Source organism: Gluconobacter sp. GP1 (assembly GCF_032913585.1).
GTDB classification, from domain to species: domain Bacteria; phylum Pseudomonadota; class Alphaproteobacteria; order Acetobacterales; family Acetobacteraceae; genus Gluconobacter; species Gluconobacter cerinus.
Map to the genome: position 1 here is coordinate 246727 of NZ_JASGXC010000001.1, position 24130 is coordinate 270856.

Sequence of the window (24130 nt, forward strand, 5' to 3'; positions counted from 1 at the left end):
TTTTTCCGGGCTCAGAAGGTGATCATCGCGCCCGCTGACATGGTATGATCGCTCTCATGGTTCGGGCCATGAGCATCGGATTCCGTATGGGCATATTCACCCACAAGGAACATCCAGTCTGTCAGTGTGTAATAAAGTGCCCCGACTTCGGACTGATTGCGACGGACCAGCGATGGATTGTCTTCGCCCGCAGCCTGATAAAGATTGCTGACGCCATAGCTTCCAACCAGCTTCAGGCGTGGCAGGATCTTGTAGGAGGCCTGAACGTAGTAGCCTTCCGAGTTTCGTTTGCGGCCGGACTGGGAAATGCCATCAAACAGCAGGCCGGTCGTGCCCAAACCATTACCGTAATAGTAATAAGCCACGCCTTCAAACGGTCCGCGGGAGAGCTTGACGCCAACATCGCCCGCAGCGACAGTCGCGCCTTTGCGGCTGTCTGTACCCAGGGTTGAGCTTGTCAGGTTCTGGACGTGCTGGGTCAGGAAGCTGGCCCAGAGGCGTGTGGTGAAACCTGCAATTTTTGCGTCGTAGGTAACTTTACCCTGAACCATTGGCGAGCTGTGCTGCGTGCTTGTCGCAGATAGGCCACCGCCAGCGTAGTTGAACGGATCCAGTGGCGTCATGATGCCGACAGATCCCTGAAGACCATGCCACTTTGGGGAAATATAGGTGATCTGTGGGAGCCAGTCCGTGTAGACGTAACCTACACCGATGCGGCCCAGAGACGTATTGGCCGGGTTCGCATTACTGCCCGTACTGCCGACACTCAGCAGTGTTGCATCATTCAGAATGGCATCAGATGCGAACAGGGCAATGTCACGACCGATCTTGATCGTACCAAGGCTGTCGGTGCCAGCTGTCATGTACACCTGACGGAAATCAACGCCCGCTGTTCCGAGGCCCACGGGGCTGCCACCGGAGTTGGCGTTGAACGCGCCGACATCTGCGTTGTTCAGTCCCGGATACATTCCGAAAACGGCGCCAAGCTTGATGCCGTCCTGAACCGTATTCAGTTTCAGGATGAGGCCACCAGGAAGCAGGCCGTTTCTGACGGATGAGGAATCAAATCCACTGGAGCCGGTGGAGACGCCACCTGCGACGGGCTTGCCGCCGCCAGGGCTGTTATACGTGTAAAATCCGTTGACGAAGCCTGAGAGATTGATCTCGATCTGGCCGGCCTGAACGGTTACGCCTTTGCCTGCGACGTAAGGTTTGACGCGCACAACGCTATCTGGATCGTAGCTCGCGCGCGCCTGACGGAGCATGGAACGTGTATCACGTGCATCAGCCGCAGCTTCACTGGCTGCACGGCGTGCGGCCTGAGCAGCAGCGATGGTTGTGACGTCGGGGGGCTCAAGGCTGCCGTCATACTGAGTTGGATTGTAGCGGCGGTATCGGTTGCGTTTTGCCGGGGGGCTTGAGGTGCCATCCTGGTTGGAAGATGCCTCGGATCGGCTGTGTCGCAGATGGTGTGCCAGAAGGCTGTTATATTCTCCGTGTGTCAGGCTGCCTTTGGCCCGAAGGATATCCAGAAGTTCGGTGTAATCGTCGGCGTGTGCGGTTGCAGGAAGAACCGTGAGAGACCCAACAGAAAAAACGCAGCTCAGAAAAGCAATCTGGCGCAATGAAAGGCGTGGCATGCAACAACCGCTCCAGCGGAGGATCCGGTTCACGACAATGGGTTCGTGCACCAGAAGAATTGATCTTCGTTTCACGTTAGCGCCAAAAATGACATTCTTCGCAACAAGTCATCGTGTATCACGGATATGTGAGTTTTCCGGCTGTTTTTGATATGCAAGTTGGCATAATATATATTATACGACATGTGTGTGAAGCACAATATGAAGCCTCTTCCGCATTTGCAGACCCAATATCAGAGACTGAAATCAGCTTATTATCCACGATTTTGGCCTAGTTTGACGTTCTTTGCGTTGAGTTAAGTGATTTATGGCATTTTGCCACTTCGTCTGATGCTTGTGGCTCTCTGGCATATCGCCGCGTGAGAATTTTCAGTCAGTGGCAAAATGCCATGATGATTGATCGCGGTTTGCTGATGGCATTTTGCCATAAATTTTTCAGCCTCTTTACCCATGGTCTGATTGGCCTTTACCCATGGTCTCTCCTCTCTTCAGGCTGTGAGACTGTTTTGACCGAAGTGATTCCGAACGACCCTGTGGTCGATGCCGTGAAAGTGCCGTCTTCCAGGGATTTGTTTGGGCATCCCAGAGGGCTTTGGGTCCTGGTGCTGACTGAAGGCTGCGTAGCATTCTCGCTTTACGGCATGCAGGCCATTCTGGTGCTCTATCTGGCGGACTACCTGCTCCAACCCGGGCATGTAGATCATGTGCTGGGTATGAGCGCGTTGAAGTCTTTCCTTGGCGCGCTTTACGCACCAGTCGGGACACAGGCTACCGCAGGTGCGATTACCGGCCTTTTTCTGGCACTGATTTACGCAACCCCTCTTCTCGGCGGTATCGTTGCTGACCGGTTTCTCGGTCGAACCCGAACCATTTTCCTCGGTGCGATCCTTATGACAGTCGGGCATGTTCTCATGTCTTTTGACTGGAGTTTTGTCATCGCCATCACCACGCTCCTATTGGGGCTTGGAGCGGCTGGTGGTCTACGCGCTCAAGTCGGCGCTCTTTACGCACTGGACGATCCAAGGCGCTCAAAGGCCTATCAGTTTTATTCGTTGGGTGTCCAGGCTGCGGTTATCGCAGCTCCTGCCCTATGCGCTTATCTTGCCATCAAGGCCTGGCACTGGGGCTTTCTGGCAGCCAGTCTAGGGATGCTGACGGGGCTTTTCGTCTATATGTTGGGCAGGCGTTGGTTACCGGAAGACGGCAATTCCAAAGCAATCGCCCCTCGCCCATCTCTGACCTCTGCGGAAAAGAAAACAACAATTCTGCTTTTGGCGCTTTTGCCCGTTCTGGCTCTGAGCGCCCTGCCAAATTCCGAAATTTTCGATGGCTATTTGTTATGGGGTCGTGAGCATTACCAACTGACACTTCTGGGGCACCCGTTCCCGGTCAGCAGCCTTGTGTCGCTGGATGGTCTGGTCAGTACTGTTTGTACGATTTCTGTTCTTGGTTTCTGGAAGCTCTATAATCGCCGCCGCCCGGACCCCGCGGAAATCACAAAGGTTGCCATCGGGGCCTTTATCGCGTCGTGTGGCCCGCTCGTTTTGGCCCTTGCATCGTGGCTTTATCCTGCGCCGCATCAGGTCAGTCTGCTATGGGGCATTGCTTTTCATACGATCAACGATATCGGCTTCAGCATGAGCTACGCGATCGGTATGGCGTTATATTCCCGTGCTGCGCCTGCGAGCCTTAATACTATCCTTGTCGCCTGCTTCACCCTGCATCTCTTTCTGGCAAACCTGATGATCGGGAAGCTTTCAACCCTGATCGGCTATGTCGCAGATGTTCCGTTCTGGCTTATTCACAGCGGGGCATGCCTAGTGGCAGCCTGTATTCTGTTGGGATGCTCTTTCCTTTGGCGGGATCTGCTGGCGCCTGAGAAAAGAGCTTCGTAACTGAAAGTAGCATAAGGCCATAATGAGGCTCAGGAAGAAGCAATTCCCTTGAGCCCCTGGGCGGGAGCAAGTCTCACGCCTTCTGCCGTTTTCACGACGTATGGGTCCAGAAGGCCGTCCGCGCGCTTATTGCTGCGAGCGATGATGAGGCGCTGGACAATTGGGTAGTCGGTGATCAGTTTTTCGAATACCGGCTTGGGGATTGCCAGAAGATGGCTGAACTGAAGCGACCGGACTGTGCCCTGTAGCCTCTCTCCGCGAATGACAGAGGCAGCACCGATCAGATCTCCGCTGCCAAACAGAATTTCACGCTCCGGAAGATGAACTTCGGCCAAGCCCGCAACCTGTGCATAGACAACCCGGGCTTTTTGCCCACGCTTGAAAAGCACTTCGCCTGGTGAAACGAAACGCATCGCGACCTTCCGGGACAATGTGTGCAGCACACTGTCAGGCACGCCATTGAAAGCCGGGAAAGCTCGCAACCGCTGTTCAATGCCGCTCTTGAGATTAAAGCGCAGCGGAGCTTCAAGGCGCGCGCTCCGGCGTTCAATATCTCGGTGTAGTTCCCGATGCAGCTCCTCGGAAATGAGATTGTCAGCCTGAAGCGCATCATATTCTTCGTCTTCCAGACGCAGCGCGATCTGACGGAGAATACGGCTTTCGAGAGCTTCCGAGTAACCGGAATAATGCAGGCGGAGTGTTTCCAGAGCATCGTCCAGAAGCTTGCGCTGACGGCCCAGAACCTCGGACACGATTTCCGTAATACGCGGGCCGAGAGTTGGCTCCATGCGCTGCCTCACAAAGCGCTGCAACGACAGTGACACGAGATGCGCGATGATCAGCATCTCGAAGCGTTCCATCATCGCGTACATCAGAGGTTCGTCGAAATGGAAGCGGCTATGCAGTTCCTGGGCAACCCGGAACCTCACCGGCGGCTGTAGTCGGCGCTTCAGGGCACGGACATAGCCATAGCGTCCTTCGAGACGAGCGCCATCGGCCATCGCCTCAGCCGTCCGCAAGAGCGTTTCCATGACACGACGCGACAGGCCCTGAATGCGAAACAGGTCCAACAGAAGAGAGCGTTCCTGATTGGCAATCGTGATGAGCGCGATATTGACGCGAGCGCGGTCGCTCAGGGCAGATTCAAAATTATTGGCCGCCCTCTCCTTTTCAGCGCGCTTCTCGATCCGGCTGATGACACCGATGCGCGTCTGCTCGCTAAAGCCCAGTTCATCAGACATCACGCGCGTCCGTTCCGCGACTTCACCAAGACCGATTCCGAGGATCTGCTGGCGGATCGCCTGATCGATCGGTGACAGTTGATCAAGCTTCAGGAACAGCACGAGTGAACGCAGGGTCGTCCCGTTAACCAGTAGGGTAATCAGCACGAAGCCTGTCGCGATGATGCCGATGAAGTGCGCTACGGGGCTTGAGACGCTCTGGTTTTCGGTCACGGCCAGCGCGAGCGCCAGAGTGATGGCGCCGCGCAGGCCGCCCCAGACCATGGTAGCCTTGAAAGGCGTTGGGACAGGTGGCGAAAGCTTCGTGAACGCAAGGATCGGCAGCATACCGAACACAACGGCACCGCGCGCGACCAGACCTGCCACGCTCGCGATCAGGATGAGCACACAGTCCCACTTGGTCATGCCAATTAGGAGGCGCGGAACCAGCATGGAGGCAAGAAGGAACACGAGAGAGCCTGCCCAGAAAACGAGCTGCTGCCAAAGCTCGTTCAGGAAGCGCCAGACTTGCGGACGGAAGGTGGACGGTCCGTAAGCTGAGACTGTCAGGCCGGCTGCTGCCGTGGCGACAACGCCGGAGAAGCCGAGCATTTCGTCACAGAGAATATAGACCGTGTATGGCAGAGCGAGGGTCAGGGTGATTTCTGCTGCCGGTGCGCCGCCCAGGCCCGCAATAAGCAGCAGGGTCAAGCGGCCAAGACAGACGCCGACAACAATGGCGCCACCAAAGGCCGAAGCAAAATCAACGACCGCCTCACCGAGATGGATGTGCCGGTGGGAGGTGACGGAGGCCAGCAGGATGGCGAAAATCGCAATCGCGGCGGCATCGTTCAGGAGCGCCTCACCTTCGACAAGGCGCGTCAAACGTGACGCAGCACCGATTTCCCGGAAGATACCTGCCACGGCTGACGGATCAGTCGTTGCGACAATGGATCCGAGGAGAAGGCAGACCACCAGGCTCTGATTAGCGAAGGGGTAAAGCGCGAGACCAATGGTGGCCGTGGAAACCACAACCGCCACAACCGCCAGCAGAAGCACTGTCGCTGTCTCATGGGCCAGACGACGAACATCAATGCCCATGGCACCCTGGAACACCAGAATGGGCAGGAAGATCAGCAGGAAGGCTTCACTGTTGATCGGGAAATAGATCAGGGCTTCGGCGGCGCCATCCAGCAGGTCCGTTGCGGAGGAACGAACAACAAGAGACGCAGCGCCACCCAGAACGATGCCAGCAAGGGCCAGCAGAACCGTTTCGGAAATCTCAAGCCGTTTGGCCAGAGGCTGAATGATGCTGACGAGCGTGAGCAGGAACGCAATCGCGAGAAGAACGGCTGCAAGGCCTGTCACCATCATTGTATTCCGTACTCCCTTGGTTCGAAAACCATCCTAGAGACGGTTGCCGCCCCACGATAGCTCTGTCTTGCAAATTATGTGTCAGCGGCGGCAAGCCACTGTCTGACCTGGCTTTCCGGGTCTTCGGCGCGAATGAAATCGCTTACGGCGGCAACGCTGTCTGCCCCTGCCTTCAGGCAGGACGGCAGCCGATCGAGCGTGATGCCACCAATGGCAACCAGAGGGACATCGCCGCTGAGTTCACGCCACTCGGTCAGGCGCTCAACACCTTGCGGACCAAACGCCATCTTCTTCAGTTTCGTTTCCCAGATCGGACCGAGTGCAACGTAATCGGGTTTGCAGGCCAAAGCACGCTGCAGTTCTTCATGGCTATGGGTCGAGATGCCGAGGCGAATGCCCGTCTGGCGGATGGCCTCAAGGTCTGCGGTCTCAAGATCTTCCTGCCCCAGATGCAGCCACTCATAGCCCAGTTCGATTGCCAGCTCCCAATAATCGTTCAGCACGAGGGCGACATTATGGCGGGCGGCCAGTTCCTGGGCAGTTTCAGCCTGCGCCCGGATTTCTTCCGACGGCATGTCCTTGAGGCGCAGCTGAATGAAACGTGCCCCTGCTCCGCCGAGGCGTTCGACCCAACGAGGATGATCAACGACAGGATAGATTTTCGAAGGCAGACGGGACATTTACAGCATTTCTCCACCGAGGCTGCGGGCCAGACCGAGGGTTGGGGTCGAGGGCACCGCCATATCGCGTTCTTCCATAGGGTCTGCAGCAAATCCGGCAAGCCCGGCTTCGCACGCCAGGCGAAACGCGGTGGCCATCTGGGCCGGGTTTCCTGCTTTGGCGACCGCCGTGTTGATCAGAACGGCATCGTATCCGAGTTCAAAGGCTGCCGTGGCATGAGAGGGCTTTCCGATGCCGGCATCCACGACCATTGGAATGTCCGGGAAATGGCTGCGCAATGCGCGGAGGCCGAAAAGATTGTTCAGTCCCCTGCCCGAACCAATTGGTGCGCCCCATGGCATCAGCACCTCAGCACCCGCACGGAGCAACCGTTCAGCCACAACCAGATCTTCCGTTGTGTAGGGGAAGACCTTGAAGCCATCTTCCGTCAGGATCCGTGTGGCCTCGACCAGCCCAAAGACATCGGGCTGAAGCAGGTCTCCCTGGCCGATCACTTCCAGCTTGATCCAGTCCGTTCCGAAAACATCCCGGGCCATCTGTGCCGTGGTGACAGCTTCCCGAACCCCATGACACCCTGCGGTGTTAGGGAGAATGGGGACGTTCAGACTCTGGATCAGAGACCAGAACGCCTGTCCCGCCTGCGCGCCCGCAGCTTCGCGACGCAAAGACACGGTTACAACACCAGCCTGAGCGGCCTTTACCGCGTCTGCGAGAATGGCCGGGCTGTCATATTGGGCCGTGCCCAGCATCAGCCTTGAAGAGAGTTCAGTGCCGTAGAACTGCATGTCAGCCTCCCTGCATGGGGGCAAGAATTTCGAGCACGGCCCCCTCTTCCACCGTTTGTGCACTCCGCTGGGTGGCGGGAATGAAAAAGCCGTTCAGGGCCGTTGCTACACGCGCTTTGCCGTAACCCAGTTCATCAAGGACCGCGCCAAGTGTTCGCGCATGAACTTCATGGAGTTCGTCATTCACGGTGATCTGCATGATGTCTCTCCCATCCAGGGGTGTAAGAGGAAGAAAGGGTCTCAGGCCCGATCCGTTCCGAAAATGATGTCACAGACTTCTTGTGCACGCGCTGGCGATAGCAGGAAACCGTGACGATACATGCCATTGAGGGAGATGCTCTTCCCGTTCTGCCTCACCCGTGGAACATTGTCAGGATAGGCGGGTCTGAGGCCAGCATTAGCCTCCAGAAGTTCGGCTTCCGCGAAAGCAGGATGCAGCGTATAGGCCGCATTGAGCAGTTCGGTCACGGCACGCACCGTAATGCCGCGCGTATCATCACTCTCGACCATAGTGGCACCGACCATGAAAACGCTGTCTGCCCTCGGGACAATATAGACCGGAATGCGCGGATGCAGCATGCGAACAGGTCGGTGAAGGCTGATTTCTGGGCAGCGCAGTAAAACCATCTCCCCGCGCATGCCTCGAAGGTCATTTTGCATGGTCCGGGCCGCTACGCCCGTACAATCAACAACCCAGTCGAATTCAGCATCGTTAATCGCCTGAACCGTCAGGACTTGGCCGCCTTGTTGCTTGAGACGGTGTGCAAGAGCCTGCAGAGCCTTGCGAGGATCAACATGACCCTCTTCCGCAAAGAACAACGCCTTATCGAAACGGCCTGCCAGATCTGGCTCCAGCGCATCAATCTGGGGAGCGTTGAGGGTTTCGAAGTGACTGGTGCGGCGTCCAAAGCGGTTTAACTCTGGTGTATCGCGAGGTGGCGCGACGACAAGACTGCCCGCCTGCACAACGTCTGGAACGTGGGCTTTCCACCAATCAAGCGACGTTAAACTGTCCTGAGTGACCTCGTCTGGTGCTGATTCTGCTTCACACCAGGGTGCCAGCATGCCGCCCGCAAACCACGAGGCACCAGCGCCAACCCGGCCACCGGTGTCATGAACTGTGACGTCCGCGCCGTGTTCCGCCAGTGCCACAGCGGTGACCATTCCCGCTACGCCAGCCCCTCGAACCAGAATGCGAGGTCCAGTCATCCACGTCCTCCTCGTAAAAGCGGGACGTGTTTAACATGGCTTGACTGTTTGGTCAGGAGGCGCGCACGGGGAGATGATCGGCTGGGTACAGAAAGATCGTATAGCGCCCTTCAGTCAGACGTTTGGCCGGAGTGCCAAATGTGCGAAGGGCCTCGGCTTCCCCGAAGGGCTCTTCCGGGTGTGGGATCAGGACGAAAAAGGCTTTTCCATCAAAGTCATGCCAATCCATTTTCTTGCGAATGTGCACGAACGGCGCAACCGTGCCGTCTCCCTGCTTCATCCCGGGGTAAATGTGTATTTTTCCGAGAGAGGCCACTTCCAGATTGCCGGAACTCCACCAGGAACCAACACCATCCGGAGGGAGATCGCGCTCAAGTCGGCTGAGAAGCTGGTTATCATCGGAACTTAGAAGGCCAGTCGAATGCGTTGGGAGGTTCCGGTAGTCCGTAATGAGCGTGACGACCAAAATCATGGCTGCCAGACTCACGGCTACGCCTTTCTTCGGCCAGACAAGCGCTGTGAGGCAGGCCAGATCAATCCAAAGCGGAAAAAGATAGCGCGCGACAGCAATGGGGCTGCCATCCAGAGCGATGCGGTTGCTGAGAGCGAGTGCCACGAAATTCAGGGCGGCGGACAGAAGCAGCATCATGGGGAATGCGGCAATCTGGCCCCTGCTCTGCCATCCTGATCGGGCAATCTTGAAAGCCGCAGTAAGAGCGAGGGCGACGAGAAGAAGCCGGAGGCATTCCGGTATTGTGGATGCTACGGCCTGCCCGAAGGGTTCTGCTCCGTAGAGAAGAAGAATGGAGCGAACGGACGTCCCGAAGTTGCTGCTCAGTTGTTCCCATGGTGCAAAGCGGGTTTCCAACGGCTCCGTGACAAAGCCGCCGGTCACGGCATTGATGTGCAGAATGGCTTTGGCCAGCACGGTTGCTGCCAAGGATGCGAGGACTAAAAGCCCACGTTGGCGAAGAGCAAAGTCCTGAGCCAGAAAAGCGTAGGCGATGATCGCCCCCGCTCCTGTCACTGCGAGTAACGGGTCTCCAATCACCCCGAGGCACAGTAGCACTGCGACGGCCGCCAGTGACCGGTAGGAGCCCGATGAGAGAAACCGGTCAGCCCAGTGAAGTGCCCAAAGACCGTAAATCAGCGCGCCCATATGGATCGCAGAGAGCGTGATGAAATACGCCATCGGAGAGCGCATCAGGGGAAAGGCAAGCACTGGCAAAAGGAGGATCGCTGCGCCGAGGCGTTCCTCAATGTCTCGCAAGCGCAGAAAAACCACCGAGAAAGCTGACGCGACAACGCCGACCCATAGGATTGCGGGTTGCACCATCAGAAGAAATGGGCTGCCTGCCGGTCTGCCTAACAGGTGCCATAGTCCACTCAGGAGGGCGCTGAGAGGGATATCGGACGTCCAGAAATCCGGCGGGGTCAGAACCCAGTCATGCAGGCGCCAGTTTCCATGCAGTACATCCAGTCCGGCAAGGAAATAGGACGCCTGATCCGATGTCTTGGGCCACAGCGAACAGACGTAAACCGCTAGAACGAGATAAAGCGTTAGCCCTATGACCGACGCGATAAAATAGCCGTTTCTAAAAGAAAAATTTCCAAAAAATATTTTTGATATCATTGGGTTGAGAAGGCTTTCTCATTTTTTATCTGAAGGTGGGATACGAGTATTTCGACTGGATGAGCAGGCCGCCGTCCGGCAAGACGCTTTGTCTGGCAACGACAGGAGAAGCCCGTTGCCAGAATATTGCCTTCCGCCTTGCTGGCCCAGTTCTGGGCAAAAATGCTGGCGGACAGATCGGCGTGTTCCTTCTCATGGCCGAACAGGCCAGCCATCCCGCAGCAACCAGCTTTGCCCGCATCTGCCTGAACGCCCAGATGCCGCAGAACGGTAGTCCAGTCCTCAGCACTTCCCGGACGCACCGCCTGCTCTGTGCAATGTGAGATGATGGTCAATGCTGCTGTGTCAGGTTTTACCGCATTTGAAGGTATGATGCCCTTGGTGATCTGGCGTTTCAGAAAGGCTTCCAGTGAAAGCACGGTTGGGATGGCTTCCGACACTGCGACATCCCGATATTCCTGCTCAAACATCAGACCTGTAGCGGCATCCAGAGAAATAACGGGTACGCCGTGACGAGCGATATTCTTGAGTTGCTTCAGGGTGTTGCAAGCAGTGGCTGAGAACCCTTTACGAAATCCTCGTACATGCCTGGCCTTGCCATTATCCCAGACGGACGTGACGCGCGGGTCCATCCCAAGAGATTTGAGAAGCGTATATGCGCTTTCGATGACACCGCCATCAAAGCTTCCCGTAAATGAGTCCTGAATCAGAACAACGGACCGGTCATTGTTTCCTGCTTGTTCAAGCCATTCTGTGCTGACCCGCGCGGTTTTTGGCAGTTTCGCGGGGCTAATCTTCGGAAGATCGACAAGCCCCAGCTTCTTGAGAAACACAGTCGAGATCGGGTTCTGCATCAGAATATTGGCGAGCGTCGGCATCTGGCGACCGACTTTCAGGAGAGGCTCGAGCCAATACACGAGATAGTCCCTCACCGGGCGGTGATGCTTGAGGAAATAGAGGTCCAGAAACTTCGACCGCATGGATGGAATGTCCACCCGGATCGGACATTGCGTGGCACAGGCCTTACAGGACAGGCATGTGTCCAGACTGGCTTTGAGCTCGGCTGTCAGCTCTGGAAGCGCACTTTTGTCAGCGGCGCTATCAGGGAGTGAATTCAGTCGCGCCCAGCTTCGCAGCAAGGTCGCTCGACCCTTAGGTGACTGAAGCCTGTCCTTGGTAGCCTTGTAGGACGGACACATGGCCATGTCAGGTTCGCGATTATAGCAGGCCCCATTTCCATTGCAGCTCACAGAAAGGCTGAAGTCATCTCGTAGATCTGAGGAAATCTGCTCGTCAAACTGACCTTTGAACGGGATGCCATCTATCCGGTCTACTGGATATTCGACGCCAACGGGCGCAAGCTTCCCACGATTAAAAATATCTTTGGGATCAAAGACTTCTTTAATGCGGCAGAGCTCTGCGAAGAGTGTCTCCCCAAAGAATAGAGGTGAAAATTCTCCGCGGTAACCTCTCCCATGTTCCCCCCACAACAACCCACCATGGCGTTTGGTCAGGTTGGCCACGGCGTCGGAGATCGGGCGGATCAGGGCTCGATCATGTTCGGACAGCATATCCAGAAAAGGACGGACATGCAGGCAGCCAACATCGGCATGCCCAAACATGCCGTAAGATAGTCCGTATCCGTCGAGAATGGCCCGGAATTCAGACACATAATCAGCTAGGGCTTCCGGTGGAACGGCTGTGTCTTCGACAAAAGCCACGCCCTGTTTGCGGCCATCCGGACGGCCGAGAAGCCCCACGGATTTTTCACGCAGGGTCCAGAGCTGATTAATAATCACCTGATCAGAAACAGGTTTACAGTCAATGACTTCGTAAGGAGAGCTTTCAAGAAGGGTAACGGCTTCCTGCATCTGTTGATGGGGATGGTCTGCGTTATCTCCCACGAACTCAACAAAACTCATCCCCCGTACGGGTTGCTCTGAACGGGCACCAAGAACGCTTTCCAGGGATTGCCAGACAATATCCTGCGACGCTTTCTCCAGCACACGGTCATCCAGCACTTCTACTGCCGATGGATTGGCTGGAAGAATGGTCTGGACGTCTCGGAGGGTGCTGTCGAAACTGGCGTAGCGCACGACGAGAAGCTGACGATATTTCGGAAGCTTCCGAACACGCAGCACGACACGCTTCGTTAAGGCAAGTGTTCCCTCTGAACCCGCCAGCAGGCGAGCCAGACTGAACTGGCCGTTCTCAAGAAGAACGTTTTCGAGGTTATACCCGGTCAGTCCCCGGTTCATGTCTGGAAAGACCCGACGGATTTCGTCCGCCCGCTCCGTCACTACGCGGTACACTTCGCGATAGACCCGCGCAGAGAGATCGCTACCGGTCTTCTTGTGCTCAAGAGCGTCGCTGGTCAGTTTCTCAACATGGAGATTACTGCCATCCGATAGCACCACATCCATGGTTTCAATGTAGTCGGATGTGCGGCCGTAAATACGAGAGCCCTTGCCTGAAGCATCGGTCGCAATCATTCCGCCGATCGTGGCGCGGGTCGCAGTTGAAACTGTAGGCGGGAAAAAATAACCGTGGGGCTTGAGAAAGGCATTCAGTCTGGCCAGAACAACGCCGGGTTCGACGGTTACGTGCCCAGTGTCAGGGTTGAAATCCAGAATGCGATCCAGATATCGGGCCACATCAACGACGATCCCCGCAGTCAGGGATTGACCGTTGGTTCCTGTGCCGCCTCCGCGCATGGCAAGTGTAAGGGAGCCGTCTTCTGCCGCACGCACGGCACGGTTCAGGTCTTCGGTTGTTCGGGGGTAGATTACTGCTAGTGGAAGGCGCTGGTAAATGCTGTTGTCTGTCGCTCCGACTAATCGGGCAGAGACTTGAGGCGTGACATCCCCCTCAAAGCCTTCGGCAGCCAATCTGGCGAGGAAAACATCGCGGATGTGCAATTCAGATGCGGCAAGATAGAGGCCGGAGCGTCCGGCCACACCTGTCAGATCTGCATCGCCACCCATGTTCGTTTCTCCCCGGTCGTATAGCGTGTTGGAAGACTATCCTCGACGAAATGAAGCATCTTGGAAAGTCCTCCTCACGGAAAGAAAATGTCCTTATTCCACCGTGACAGATTTCGCCAGATTGCGAGGCTGGTCTACGTCCGTACCCTTCAGAAGTGCGACTTCATACGCCAGGATCTGGACTGGGATAGCATAGAGAATGGGGGCAACGAACGCATCGACGTCCGGCAGGATGACGACATGCTCCGCAACGCCTTCCAGACGCTTGGCGCCGGCGGCATCTGTAAAGGCCAGAATACGACCACCGCGAGCCTTGGCTTCTTGAAGATTAGAAAGTGTCTTATCGAACAGGATGGTTGATGGAGCGATGGCGACGACCGGAACGGTTCTATCGATCAGGCTGATCGGACCATGCTTCAGTTCACCGGCCGCATAAGCTTCTGCATGGATGTAGCTGATTTCTTTTAGTTTTAAAGCGCCTTCGAACGCGATCGGTGTGCAGATACCGCGACCCAGATACAGAACATCGCGCGCCTCCGCGACAATACGCGCCATTTCCTGAATGGCTTCAACGCGTGTGAACACCTCTGCGGCCCGGGATGGCAAATCAAGCAGGCTTGCTGTCAGGGTTTCTTCGCGTGCCTTGTCGATCGTTCCACGAGCCCGTGCAAAATCAATAGAAAGAGCTGCAAGAACAGAGAGTTGTGCCGTAAAAGCCTTGGTTGAGGCTACAGAAATTTCTGGACCAGCAACCATGCCCAAGACGAGATCGCTTTCGCGGCCCATCGTCGAATGCTCGACATTTAGAACCGACACAATGCTCTGTCCTGCCTTCTTGAGGCTGCGCAGGACGCCAAGCGTATCTGCCGTTTCTCCAGACTGGGAAATCAGCAGTGCCACGCCCTTGTCTGGTTGCGGTGCATCGCGATAGCGCATTTCAGACGCCACATCGATTTCCACCGGAACGCGAGCGAGTGATTCAAGCCAGTAGCGCCCGACCATGCCTGCATAGAAAGCAGACCCACAGGCTGTAATCGTGACGCGGGGCACCTGTGCCGGATCGAAAGGCATTGTCGGCAGGGCAATTGTCTTGGACGCTGGGTCCGTAATGCGCTGAAGCGTCTGGCCAATGGCGACCGGATGCTCGTGCAGTTCCTTCTCCATGTAATGGCGATAGCCATCCTTGCCGACCTGGCCCGCCATGAACGCAATGTTCTGGATTGGACGGCTGACTTCTTGACCTTCCCCGTTGAAGATGATGACATTGCCGGGCGTCAGTTCGCACCAGTCTCCATCATCCAGAAAGGTGATGCGGCTTGCCAGAGGTGCCAGGGCGAGGCTGTCGGAGCCAAGGAACATCTCGCCGTCGCCGTAACCTACAGCGAGAGGCGCACCGTGGCGTGCGCCGATGAGCAGACCATCATGACCCTGAAAAATGATGGCAATGGCATAAGCGCCTTCAAGACGCTTAATGGCCGCGAAAGCGGCATCACGCGGTGTTTTGCCCTGATCAAGGTAGAAATCGACGAGATGGGCAACTGTTTCTGAATCCGTGTCGGATAGGAAAATCCGGCCTTCACTTTCAAGCTCGGCCTTCAGTGTCGCAAAGTTTTCGATGATGCCGTTATGTACGATGGCAACCCGGCCTGCCGCATGGGGATGGGCATTGGCTTCTGTCGGTGCGCCATGCGTGGCCCAACGCGTATGGCCGATGCCTGTGGTGCCTGTTAGCGGATCAGCCTTTAGAACAGCCTCAAGATTATCAAGTTTGCCAGCAGCGCGTCGGCGATCAATCGTGCCGTCCGCTGTGAGCGTGGCGATGCCTGCGGAGTCATATCCGCGGTATTCAAGCCTGCGGAGAGCCTCGAAGACGATCGGGGTGGCTGGACGATGGCCTACAACGCCACAAATTCCACACATCAGCCCTGCTCCTTTTTGGCTTTAAGGGTCTGTTTGATTTCAAGTCCGCGGTCTGGCTTGATTGTCTGGCGAGCGCGCCCGAAAGCGAGTGCACCGGCCGGGACGTCTTCCGTGATGGTGCTTCCCGCAGCGATCAACGCGTCATCGCCAATTGTGACGGGGGCCACCAGAATGGCATCAGAGCCGATAAAATTGCGGGCGCCGATCGTCGTCCGGTGCTTGAAGTATCCATCGTAATTGCAGGTGACGGTCCCTGCTCCGACATTGGTTTGTGCACCGACGGAGGCGTCACCCAGATAGGTCAGGTGATTGGCTTTTGCGCCAGGGCCTAGATCGACATTCTTCAGTTCAACGAAATTACCGACATGGGTATCGGCAGCGCAGATTGTTCCGGGTCTTAGCCTTGCATAAGGGCCGATCATGGCGTCCTCGCCCACTATGCAGCCTTCCAGATGAGAGAACGCACGGATCAGGGCGCCGCTGCGAACCGTGACGCCTGGGCCAAAAAAGACATTTGGTTCAACGACGACATCCGGCTCCAGGCAGGTGTCGGTGCTGAAGAATGTGGTTTCTGGAGAGACAAGTGTGACGCCGCCTTCCATCGCAGAAATGCGCAGGCGCTGCTGAAGCGTGGCTTCTGCCTGGGCAAGCTCTAAACGTGAATTGACGCCAGCCAACTCAGTCTCGGGCGCTTCCACGCACTGGACCCGCCCTTCTGACGCGGCCATTGCGACAACATCGGTCAGATAATACTCACCCTGCGCATTGTCGTTGCCAACAGCGGCCAGCCACCGCCGGAAATCTGCGGCACCTGCGCACATGACGCCTGCATTGCAGAGTGCGATTTCACGTTCCTGCTCGTTTGCGTCTTTGTATTCTACAATTCGGCTGACGCGGCCCTGCTCTTCAACAATACGTCCATAACGACCTGGATTGGTTGGGCGCATCCCAAGGAGTGCGAGGCTCGCCCCGCCCTGACGGGCTTCCGTGAGACGACGCATTGTATCGGCTGTGATCAGCGGGTTGTCTGCGTAGAGAACCGCGATATCGCCGTCTCCGAACAGGTCTTTTGCAGTGTTAGTCGCGTGTGCGGTGCCCAGACGTTCGGTCTGAACGACCGTTCGGTATGGCTGAACGGCTTTTTCCAGTTCAGGCATATCCGGTCCGATGACTACAACGACGTCGTCAAAGATTTCTCGGGCCGTATCGATGAGGTGTGTGATCATCGGGCGGTTTCCAAGGCGATGCAAAGCCTTGGGAAGACGTGATTTCATCCGCGTGCCGAGGCCCGCTGCAAGGATGATGGCTGTGGTGTGGCGTGCGGTATTGGTCATGTTCCGTTCCGGGTATCCAAACCACGCCAATCCGTCAAACGATGGTTGAGTTAAGCTCCATCACTTCCGATTGCCATTTATTGCGAAAGGACTGCGGTGGATTTTGACGGTGGAAGTGGCTGTTGCATGACAACAGTGACGTGCCCAAGCTTGGGATGATTGAATTCGATCCGCACTGGGACAAGTCCAACACCATCGATCTCTTTAAACCAGGCTGACCCGGGCTGTGGCGCGGCCATTTTCGAACGATTTGGAGAGTCTTTTACAAAGCCTGCAATCTGTTGGCCGACAAAGTCGCAGCGAAGCGCTGGACCGGAATAGGCCTGCTTATGACTTTGAGGAATGTCAGATGTAACGGGACCATGCACCGTCATTTTTGTCAGACGCAGCCCATCAAAAATAACGCCAGATCCCTCACAGCTTTTCGTTTGGGTCAGGGTCTCAAGAAGTCGCGCCATTCCGCTGAGCGTATCAATGGTATGGGGGAGATCGCTGTCCGGAATGGGATCGCGGTCTGTCTCCGCAGGCTCCAGAATGTCTACATGCGGTGTGTTGCCATTGTAGGTTAGCAGAACACGCCGATGTTGGCCCCGGGATAGCCCTCCGCTGTCATAACGGATGGGTTTGACGTTCCCGCCCGGAACGAAGTCGCCCTCGACGCGGGAATGAATGTCCATCGTCACGAACCAGCTGATCAGACCGGCCGGTCTGATATGCGTCGTTCCGCCGTAGCCCCAGGGTTCGATCTGATATGAGGCATCTGCATCAAGCACATGAAGTCCGCGCATATAAATGGCGAACGTTGTGTTGACCTGTCCGGCCGCATGAGCTGTAGGCGCGAAGCCAGCCAGCAGCACTCCTGCTGCGGCCAGCGCGCGAAGGCCCTTAAACGTCAAGGTTGGCAACCTTGAGGGCATTACCCACGATGAAGTCTCGGCGTGGCTCAACCACATCGCCCATCAGTGTGGAGAACACCTGGCCAGCCTCTTCCACATCGCCAACCTTGACCTGCAGCAGGGTGCGGGTCGAAGGATCAAGTGTGGTGTGCCAGAGCTGTTCATCATTCATTTCGCCAAGGCCCTTGAACCGGTTGATTGTCAGACCACGACGGCCCTGAGCAAAAATCCGGTCCATGACGTTGGACGGGCCAAACAGCGGAAATTCCTGCGTGTCCAGACGGAGTATGGCTGGCGTCATGAAGTCACGTGCCAGACGCTCGCCTTCCGAAGCAAGCCAGCGTGCTTCAGCAGATTTCAGAATGCTCTGCTCCAGACGGTAGATCTCGCTGACGCCACGAACAGAGCGGGCACACTCAATTCCCGTGCTGGACAGTGAAACTTTCCAGCCACGTTCATTGGCAGGTGACGCTTCTTCCAGGTGGCGCTGGAATTCTGGAATACGGTCGCTGATAGCTGCTGGATCAATATCAAGCACGCGGGATACAGCTGCCTGCTCCAAAATCCACACAGGGATTTTGGTTGCGATATTTTTCAGGTTCTGTGCCGCCGCAATCAGGAAGCGGACTTCTTCACGAAGTTCTTCTCCTGTGAGCTCAAGGCCATCGCCGAAGCGTAGCGAAGCATTTGCCAGAGCCTTGTCGAGCAGATACTGCTCCAGCGCAGCATCATCCTTCAGATAGCGCTCTTCCTGGCCGCGTTTGGCCCGGTAGAGTGGCGGCTGGGCGATGTAGAGATACCCGTGTTCAATCAGCTCTGGCATCTGGCGGAAGAAGAACGTCAGAAGCAGCGTCCGAATGTGGGAACCGTCCACGTCGGCGTCTGTCATGATGACGATCTTGTGGTAGCGCAGTTTGGCAGCCGAGAAGCCACCTTGATCGACTTCACCACGACCGATGCCCGTACCGAGCGCCGTGATGAGTGTGCCAATTTCCGCAGACCCAAGCATTCTGTCGAAACGGGCGCGTTCAACGTTCAGGATCTTGCCGCGTAGCGGTAGGATGGCCTGGAAGCGGCGGTCACGCCCCTGCTTGGCTGTGCCACCTGCAGAGTCACCCTCAACGATGAAGATTTCTGCTTTGGACGCATCACGCTCCTGACAGTCAGCCAGCTTGCCAGGCAGCGAAGAAACATCGAGCACACCCTTACGGCGCGTCAGTTCACGCGCACGACGGGCAGCCTCACGGGCGCTGGCTGCGTCAATGATCTTGGCGACAATCGCCTTGGCTTCCTTAGGGTGCGTCTCAAACCAATGTGAAATCGAGTCAGCGGCCGTGGCATGAACGACCGGCTGAACCTCGGACGACACCAGCTTGTCCTTCGTCTGGGACGAGAACTTCGGGTCCGGAACCTTGACGGACAGGATGGCAGTCATGCCTTCACGCATGTCCTCACCCGTCAGTGAGCCCGCTTCACGTTTGGCAACGCTTTCCGCATATTTGCCAACAACACGCGTCAGTGCCTGACGGAACCCAGCCAGATGCGTGCCGCCGTCTCTCTGTGGAATGTTGTTGGTGAAGCACAGCATTGTCTCGTGATAGCTGTCGTTCCACGTCAGAGCGAACTCGACGCGGATACCGCTTTCAGTATGGTCAATGAGGCCCGTGATCGGCGGGTTAACAATCGAGGTCTTGGACGCATCAAGCCATTCCGCGAAAGCACTCAGGCCGCCTTCGTAGAAGAACCGAAGTTCCTTGCTTTCAGCGTGACGCTCATCGCGCAGGATAATTTCCAGCCCGGAATTCAGGAATGCCAGTTCGCGAACGCGACGTTCCAGAATGGAAAGCTCGAAATCGACCCTCGTAAAGGTCTGCTTGCTTGGCTTGAACGTCACTAATGTGCCGCGTGGCTCGTCTGACGGCCCTACAACCGTCAGGGCTTCATCGCGTTCACCGTGCTGGAAGCGGATCTTGTGCTCCAGACCATTCCGCCAGATGCGAACTTCCATCCATTCGGACAGAGCATTCACCACAGCGGCACCCACGCCATGCAGACCGCCGGAAACCTTATAGGAATTCTGGTTGAACTTGCCGCCAGCATGCAGCTTGGTCAGCACGACTTCGGCGGCGCTGATGCCCTCTTCCGCGTGCATGTCTGTTGGGATGCCGCGGCCATCATCGCGTACGGAAACGGAGCCGTCTCCGTTGAGTGTCAGGATGCAGCGGGTGGCGTGTCCGGCCTGGGCTTCGTCAACGGCATTATCGATGATTTCGAACACCATGTGGTGCAGGCCGGAGCCATCATCCGTGTCACCGATATACATGCCGGGGCGTTTGCGGACAGCGTCCAGTCCCTTCAGTACCGAGATCGAGGAGGCGCCGTAATCGTCACCGTCTGCGCCTGGAATCTCCGGCTGGTTCTGGGTCTCTGACATGCGCGAGGCGGTCTCCGTGGAACTCTGAAAATCTGTTGTATGACTATAGCGTGTCACAGGCCGTGAGGCCAGAGCGCACACATCATGTGGGCTGGATATGACCATCCTGAACGCTGAAAAAGCCCGCTTTTTCGATCAGGCTTGAAAACGGATCAGGATCTGTTCCGGTCAGGAGAACCGGCGTTTTCAGCTTGCTTAGACTGTACAGAAGCGCGTCCCGTCTGGGCTCATCCAGATGAAGAAGCGGTTCATCCAGCAAAATGGCAGGTGCATCGCCCCTGCTCTGTTCGATCAATGCAGCATGGCACAGAACGACCCCCAAAAGCATGGCTTTTTGCTGCCCGCTGCTTGAGAGTTCGGCAGACCGTCCTGTGGTGTGATCAAAAAGAAGGAAATCCGCCTTATGGGCACCCAAAGATGTACTGCCTTTAAGGCGATCTTCCCGCCGACTATCCCTTAACTTTGCCCGCAACCAGTCTTCCACCTGCAAAGCCGGGCTGATCATCAGTTGTTGCGTAATGGGGCAGTCAAGATGCAGGCGGCTTTTTGGAAAATTGGAACTGTCGAAGGGGTGAGTGTTCATGCTTTCAACAAGCGCCAGCCGAGCGGCTGATGCGGCAACCGCATGGCGGGCAATGGAATCTTCCAGCGACGTGAGCCAGAGCCCCTCGTCCGGTCTTTCTGACAGCAAGCGGTTACGACTGGAAACTGATCGCTCATGAGCCGTCATTTGCCGGGCATGATCCGGAGAAAGCGCCATGACCAGACGGTCAAGGAAGCGCCGCCTGCCGCCCGCACCTTCAAGAAAAATCCGATCCATCTGTGGCGTTAGCCAGACGCAGGAGAAGATTTGAGCAATTTCTGCCTGAGACCGAACGGAAGCGCCATCAAGCTGGAATGAACGCCGGCCGTTCTCGGAGAGGTTTGCTCCAGTCCCAAGAATAGTCTGGTCGATCCCGTGAGAGAGCGTTGCGGCAACGCCCCAGTGATCGGCAGTTGTGCGGCACAGCGCTTGAAGAGGCGCGCCTCGCAGGCCTCGTCCAGGAGCCAGAAGCGAAACGGCTTCCAGAAGATTGGTCTTTCCAGAGCCATTCTGGCCGGTCAGAACGGAGATATTTGTCTCAGGCTTCCAGACGGAGTGCCGGTAATTCCGGAAATCCGTCAGGGCAAGGCGCGTTAGTCTCAATGCGGACCGATCAGACCCGCATCGGCATCAGAACATACAATGCAGAAGGCGACGCTGTGTCACGGACCAGTGTCGGAGCTGAGCTATCTGCGAAAGCAAACTCGACTTCAACATCGATCTGATCCGTGATGTCCGTCAGGTACCGCGCCTGAAAGCCAATTTCGATCGGAGGCGCGTCATACGTGACCGTGCTGTCGTCCAACTCTTCCTGTGCCACGCCCTGATCGGGGCTGATGGCCGACAATGTCAGCATGTTGTGCGTGACAGAGAGCTTGACTGGGCGGGAGCGCTCCTGGCTGATAGCGGCAACGCGACCTACCGCAGCAGCGAAATCCTTCTTCGTGATGCGCAGGATGCGGTCATTGCCCTTAGGGATCACGCGTTCATATTCCGGGAACGTGCCGTCAATCAGCTTGGACGTCAGCAGGACAGGTCCAGCCTGAAACTGAATACGTGTATCTGAAAGGGAAACCTCCAGATCCGCAGCGCCCTCGTCCAGCAGCTTGCGAAGTTCAGCAACGGTCTTGCGCGGGATGATAACGCCCGGCATGCCACGTGCGCCTTCCGGAAGCTCGGTCTCGACGCGGGCAAGGCGATGTCCATCCGTTGCGACGGCGCGGAGCATCGGGATGGCGCCGCTTTCCGTAACGTGCAGATAGATGCCGTTCAGGTAATAACGCGTTTCTTCGTTGGAAATCGCGAACTTCGTCCGGTCGATCAGGCCACGTAGCGTTCCTGCAGGAATGCGGAAGCGGTGTGGGAGATCGCCAGCAACCATGGCCGGGAAGTCATCAACTGGAAGAACGTTGAGGCTCGTCGCGTAACGGCCCGCACGCAATGCGAGGGGCGCATCGCTCTCCGGATGATCGAACTCGATTTCCACGCCGTCTGGCAGTTTGCGCACAATTTCGAAAAGTACGGCTGCGGGGACTGTGGTGGAACCTAGGCGCTCACCTGCTGCCGGAACGTCTTCGACGACCGCAATTTCCATATCCGTGGCCGTGAGGCGAAGCACATTGCCTTCATAGGACAAGAGAACATTCGCCAGAATGGGAATGGTGTTCCGCTTTTCTGCAACGCCATGAATATGCGCCAGGGCCCGTTGCAGCAGGGTGCGGTCAACCTTGAATTTCATCGTTTTTTTCCCTGGGTCGGCAATCTTTAAGTTTTGCCGTTTCTTAGCAGACAGCCGCCTCCGGTGAAAGGCACCGAAGGCGACTTGTCGTCTTCCTTAGCCTTCGAGCATCCGGCGCAGAAGTTCGACGTCTTCTGCAAAGGACGGATCCTGCTCCATCAGTTCACCAACGCGATTGACCGCATGCATGACGGTTGTGTGATCACGATTGCCAAACTTGCGTCCGATCTCGGGAAGAGAGCGGCTTGTCAGCTGCTTTGCGAGGAACATTGCCACCTGCCGTGGGCGAGCAACAGCACGTGCACGGCGCGCGGAGGACATGTCCGTCAGACGGATATTCCAGTGTTCAGCAACCTTGCGCTGGATTTCCTCGATTGTGACGCGACGGTCATGCGCTTTCAGCATGTCCTTGAGGACATCCTGCGTCGTATCCAGTGTGACAGGGCGCCCAACCAGATCGGCGTGTGCGACAAGGCGATTCAGTGCGCCTTCAAGCTCACGAACGTTCGATGTGATCTTGTGGGCGAGATACTCAAGCACCTTTGACGGGACATGCGTGCCTGAGGCTTTCGCCTTGGCTTCCAGAATGGAAATACGCAATTCAAAGGTGGTGGCATGAATATCTGCGACCATGCCGCAGCCGAGCCGCGTTCTCAGACGGTCTTCAAGCCCCGACAGATCAGACGGACTTTTATCGGCGCTGACGATGATCTGACGTCCGGCATCAACAAGGGCGTTGAACGTATGGAAGAACTCTTCCTGCGTATTATCCTTGCCGATCAGGAACTGAAGATCGTCGATCATCAGCACGTCCACGGAACGAAGCTGTTCCTTGAACTCCATGGTGGACTGCGAGCGGATCGCCGCGATGAAGCGGTACATGAACTTCTCAGCTGACATATAGGCAACCGAGACATTGCCCGTCTTCGTCAGTTCAGACCCAATGGCATGCATAAGATGTGTTTTGCCGAGGCCGACGCCGCCATACAGGAAGAGCGGATTAAAACCGGGGCTGGATGGTTTTTCGGCCACACGACGTGCACAGGCATAGGCAAACTCATTTGGCTTGCCGACGATGAACGTATCGAAAGAAAAGCGTGGGTCCAGCGGAACAGCAAGATCGCTGCGAACCTCATGACTGGTCGCAACCTGCGCTGTTACTTCCTCGATGACGCTGTCACCGTCCGTCTCAGCTGATGGAAGGACCTCGGGTAGGCCGCGTTTGACCTGCAGTTCAATGCCCTGCACGTCCTGCCGTTCGGTACGCCACAGGGTCTGGAGACGCTCTTCGTATTGGCTGCGAACCCAGTCTCTCAGAAAGCGCGTCGGCAGATAAAGGATGAGTTCACCATCCTCCAGTGGGCCAAGAACGATCTGACGAAGCCAGGTGCGGTATTCGACTTCACCGACCTCGCCCTTCAGCTTCTCGCGAACCCTGTGCCAGGAAGTTTCCAGCGGGCTCGACGAGCCGGGGGCGGAGGCGCTGGCGTCCAGATACTGAGCGTTTTCCACCTATGGTACCCCCTTTCATTTCGGCCCCGGGACTTGCGGGGCGTCTGTCTTGATTCCCTGCGCGCAGGGTGAATACGTCCTCAACGGGAAGTGACCACACAAGCTGCATGGCGCTTCAGAAAAAGCTGACGCTTCCCGGAGAAAACAGAGCCTCTGGCACTGACTTGATCTGACAGAATAGGCTTCTGGTCAGACCGAAGCAAGCTGGAACACGAAAGGTTCAGAAGTGCTGCAGAGGGGTGTTGCCATATAGTCAAAAAAGAACGCGCTCCCGTGAGAGAGCGCGTTCTTC

Annotated in this window: 16 protein-coding genes; 1 reads left to right on the forward strand and 15 read right to left on the reverse strand. The window is 56.5% G+C overall.

Going from position 1 to position 24130, the window contains the following annotated elements; all coding sequences use genetic code 11:
- Positions 1 to 11 precede the first annotated feature (11 nt).
- Complete coding sequence (locus tag R5H23_RS01200) at positions 12 to 1640, reverse strand: porin (protein WP_211508413.1); 1629 nt, start codon at positions 1638 to 1640, stop codon at positions 12 to 14.
- Positions 1641 to 1999: 359 nt separating this feature from the next.
- On the opposite strand from R5H23_RS01200, the gene R5H23_RS01205 reads away from it, so the two are divergent.
- Positions 2000 to 3535 carry an MFS transporter gene (locus R5H23_RS01205; protein WP_317213978.1) on the forward strand — a complete coding sequence of 512 codons (1536 nt, stop codon included), beginning with the start codon at positions 2000 to 2002 and terminating at the stop codon, positions 3533 to 3535.
- Positions 3536 to 3564: 29 nt separating this feature from the next.
- Here R5H23_RS01205 and R5H23_RS01210 read toward each other — a convergent pair whose 3' ends face one another.
- The 14 genes from R5H23_RS01210 to dnaA all read right to left on the reverse strand — a co-directional run bounded on the left by R5H23_RS01210 (position 3565) and on the right by dnaA (position 23838).
- Positions 3565 to 6129 (reverse strand): cation:proton antiporter, encoded by a 2565-nt coding sequence (locus R5H23_RS01210; RefSeq protein WP_099212391.1) that lies wholly within the window; start codon positions 6127 to 6129, stop codon positions 3565 to 3567.
- A gap of 74 nt (positions 6130 to 6203) precedes the next feature.
- Positions 6204 to 6809: a thiamine phosphate synthase gene (locus R5H23_RS01215; RefSeq protein WP_046901495.1), complete on the reverse strand. Its 606-nt coding sequence runs from the start codon at positions 6807 to 6809 to the stop codon at positions 6204 to 6206.
- The gene (locus tag R5H23_RS01220; protein WP_046901496.1) at positions 6810 to 7595 is read right to left on the reverse strand and encodes a thiazole synthase; all 786 of its coding nucleotides are present in this window, start codon (positions 7593 to 7595) and stop codon (positions 6810 to 6812) included.
- Position 7596: 1 nt separating this feature from the next.
- Entirely contained in the window at positions 7597 to 7794 is a 198-nt protein-coding gene (gene thiS, locus R5H23_RS01225; RefSeq protein ID WP_046901497.1) for a sulfur carrier protein ThiS, read from the reverse strand.
- Between the two features lie 41 nt (positions 7795 to 7835).
- Positions 7836 to 8804 (reverse strand): glycine oxidase ThiO, encoded by a 969-nt coding sequence (gene thiO / locus R5H23_RS01230; protein ID WP_317213985.1) that lies wholly within the window; start codon positions 8802 to 8804, stop codon positions 7836 to 7838.
- A 52-nt stretch (positions 8805 to 8856) separates the two neighbouring features.
- Positions 8857 to 10437, reverse strand: coding sequence for a hypothetical protein (locus R5H23_RS01235; protein WP_317213986.1), 1581 nt, complete (start codon positions 10435 to 10437; stop codon positions 8857 to 8859).
- On the reverse strand, positions 10434 to 13421 hold the full coding sequence (locus R5H23_RS01240; protein WP_317213987.1) for an FAD-binding and (Fe-S)-binding domain-containing protein: 2988 nt from the start codon (positions 13419 to 13421) through the stop codon (positions 10434 to 10436). Before R5H23_RS01240 ends, R5H23_RS01235 begins: the two co-directional genes overlap by 4 nt.
- Before the next feature lie 93 nt (positions 13422 to 13514).
- Complete coding sequence (glmS, locus tag R5H23_RS01245; protein WP_317213988.1) at positions 13515 to 15341, reverse strand: glutamine--fructose-6-phosphate transaminase (isomerizing); 1827 nt, start codon at positions 15339 to 15341, stop codon at positions 13515 to 13517.
- Positions 15341 to 16675, reverse strand: a complete 1335-nt coding sequence (glmU, locus tag R5H23_RS01250) for a bifunctional UDP-N-acetylglucosamine diphosphorylase/glucosamine-1-phosphate N-acetyltransferase GlmU (protein ID WP_317213989.1) — start codon at positions 16673 to 16675, stop codon at positions 15341 to 15343. Before glmU ends, glmS begins: the two co-directional genes overlap by 1 nt.
- A gap of 77 nt (positions 16676 to 16752) precedes the next feature.
- On the reverse strand, positions 16753 to 17571 hold the full coding sequence (locus tag R5H23_RS01255) for a DUF3108 domain-containing protein (protein WP_211498109.1): 819 nt from the start codon (positions 17569 to 17571) through the stop codon (positions 16753 to 16755).
- Entirely contained in the window at positions 17561 to 20005 is a 2445-nt protein-coding gene (gene gyrB, locus R5H23_RS01260; RefSeq protein ID WP_099212412.1) for a DNA topoisomerase (ATP-hydrolyzing) subunit B, read from the reverse strand. The genes R5H23_RS01255 and gyrB overlap by 11 nt, the downstream gene beginning before the upstream one ends.
- An 82-nt stretch (positions 20006 to 20087) precedes the next feature.
- A complete protein-coding gene (gene recF, locus R5H23_RS01265; protein WP_317213990.1) occupies positions 20088 to 21191 on the reverse strand; it encodes a DNA replication/repair protein RecF in 1104 nt (367 codons plus the stop codon).
- Positions 21192 to 21201: 10 nt separating this feature from the next.
- Positions 21202 to 22326 (reverse strand): DNA polymerase III subunit beta, encoded by a 1125-nt coding sequence (gene dnaN / locus R5H23_RS01270; protein WP_317213991.1) that lies wholly within the window; start codon positions 22324 to 22326, stop codon positions 21202 to 21204.
- A 96-nt stretch (positions 22327 to 22422) separates the two neighbouring features.
- Positions 22423 to 23838: a chromosomal replication initiator protein DnaA gene (gene dnaA, locus R5H23_RS01275; RefSeq protein WP_211500732.1), complete on the reverse strand. Its 1416-nt coding sequence runs from the start codon at positions 23836 to 23838 to the stop codon at positions 22423 to 22425.
- Positions 23839 to 24130 lie beyond the last annotated feature (292 nt).

Excerpts from the sequence above, each read along its gene's own strand:
- R5H23_RS01215 (WP_046901495.1), bottom strand. The coding sequence starts at position 6,809 with ATGTCCCGTCTGCCTTCGAAAATCTATCCTGTCGTTGATCATCCTCGT.
- glmS (WP_317213988.1), bottom strand. The coding sequence starts at position 15,341 with ATGTGTGGAATTTGTGGCGTTGTAGGCCATCGTCCAGCCACCCCGATC.
- gyrB (WP_099212412.1), bottom strand. The coding sequence starts at position 20,005 with ATGTCAGAGACCCAGAACCAGCCGGAGATTCCAGGCGCAGACGGTGAC.
- glmU (WP_317213989.1), bottom strand. The coding sequence starts at position 16,675 with ATGACCAATACCGCACGCCACACCACAGCCATCATCCTTGCAGCGGGC.
- R5H23_RS01210 (WP_099212391.1), bottom strand. The coding sequence starts at position 6,129 with ATGATGGTGACAGGCCTTGCAGCCGTTCTTCTCGCGATTGCGTTCCTG.
- R5H23_RS01240 (WP_317213987.1), bottom strand. The coding sequence starts at position 13,421 with ATGGGTGGCGATGCAGATCTGACAGGTGTGGCCGGACGCTCCGGCCTC.
- thiS (WP_046901497.1), bottom strand. The coding sequence starts at position 7,794 with ATGCAGATCACCGTGAATGACGAACTCCATGAAGTTCATGCGCGAACA.
- dnaN (WP_317213991.1), bottom strand. The coding sequence starts at position 22,326 with ATGAAATTCAAGGTTGACCGCACCCTGCTGCAACGGGCCCTGGCGCAT.
- R5H23_RS01220 (WP_046901496.1), bottom strand. The coding sequence starts at position 7,595 with ATGCAGTTCTACGGCACTGAACTCTCTTCAAGGCTGATGCTGGGCACG.
- R5H23_RS01200 (WP_211508413.1), bottom strand. The coding sequence starts at position 1,640 with ATGCCACGCCTTTCATTGCGCCAGATTGCTTTTCTGAGCTGCGTTTTT.
- thiO (WP_317213985.1), bottom strand. The coding sequence starts at position 8,804 with ATGACTGGACCTCGCATTCTGGTTCGAGGGGCTGGCGTAGCGGGAATG.
- R5H23_RS01235 (WP_317213986.1), bottom strand. The coding sequence starts at position 10,437 with ATGATATCAAAAATATTTTTTGGAAATTTTTCTTTTAGAAACGGCTAT.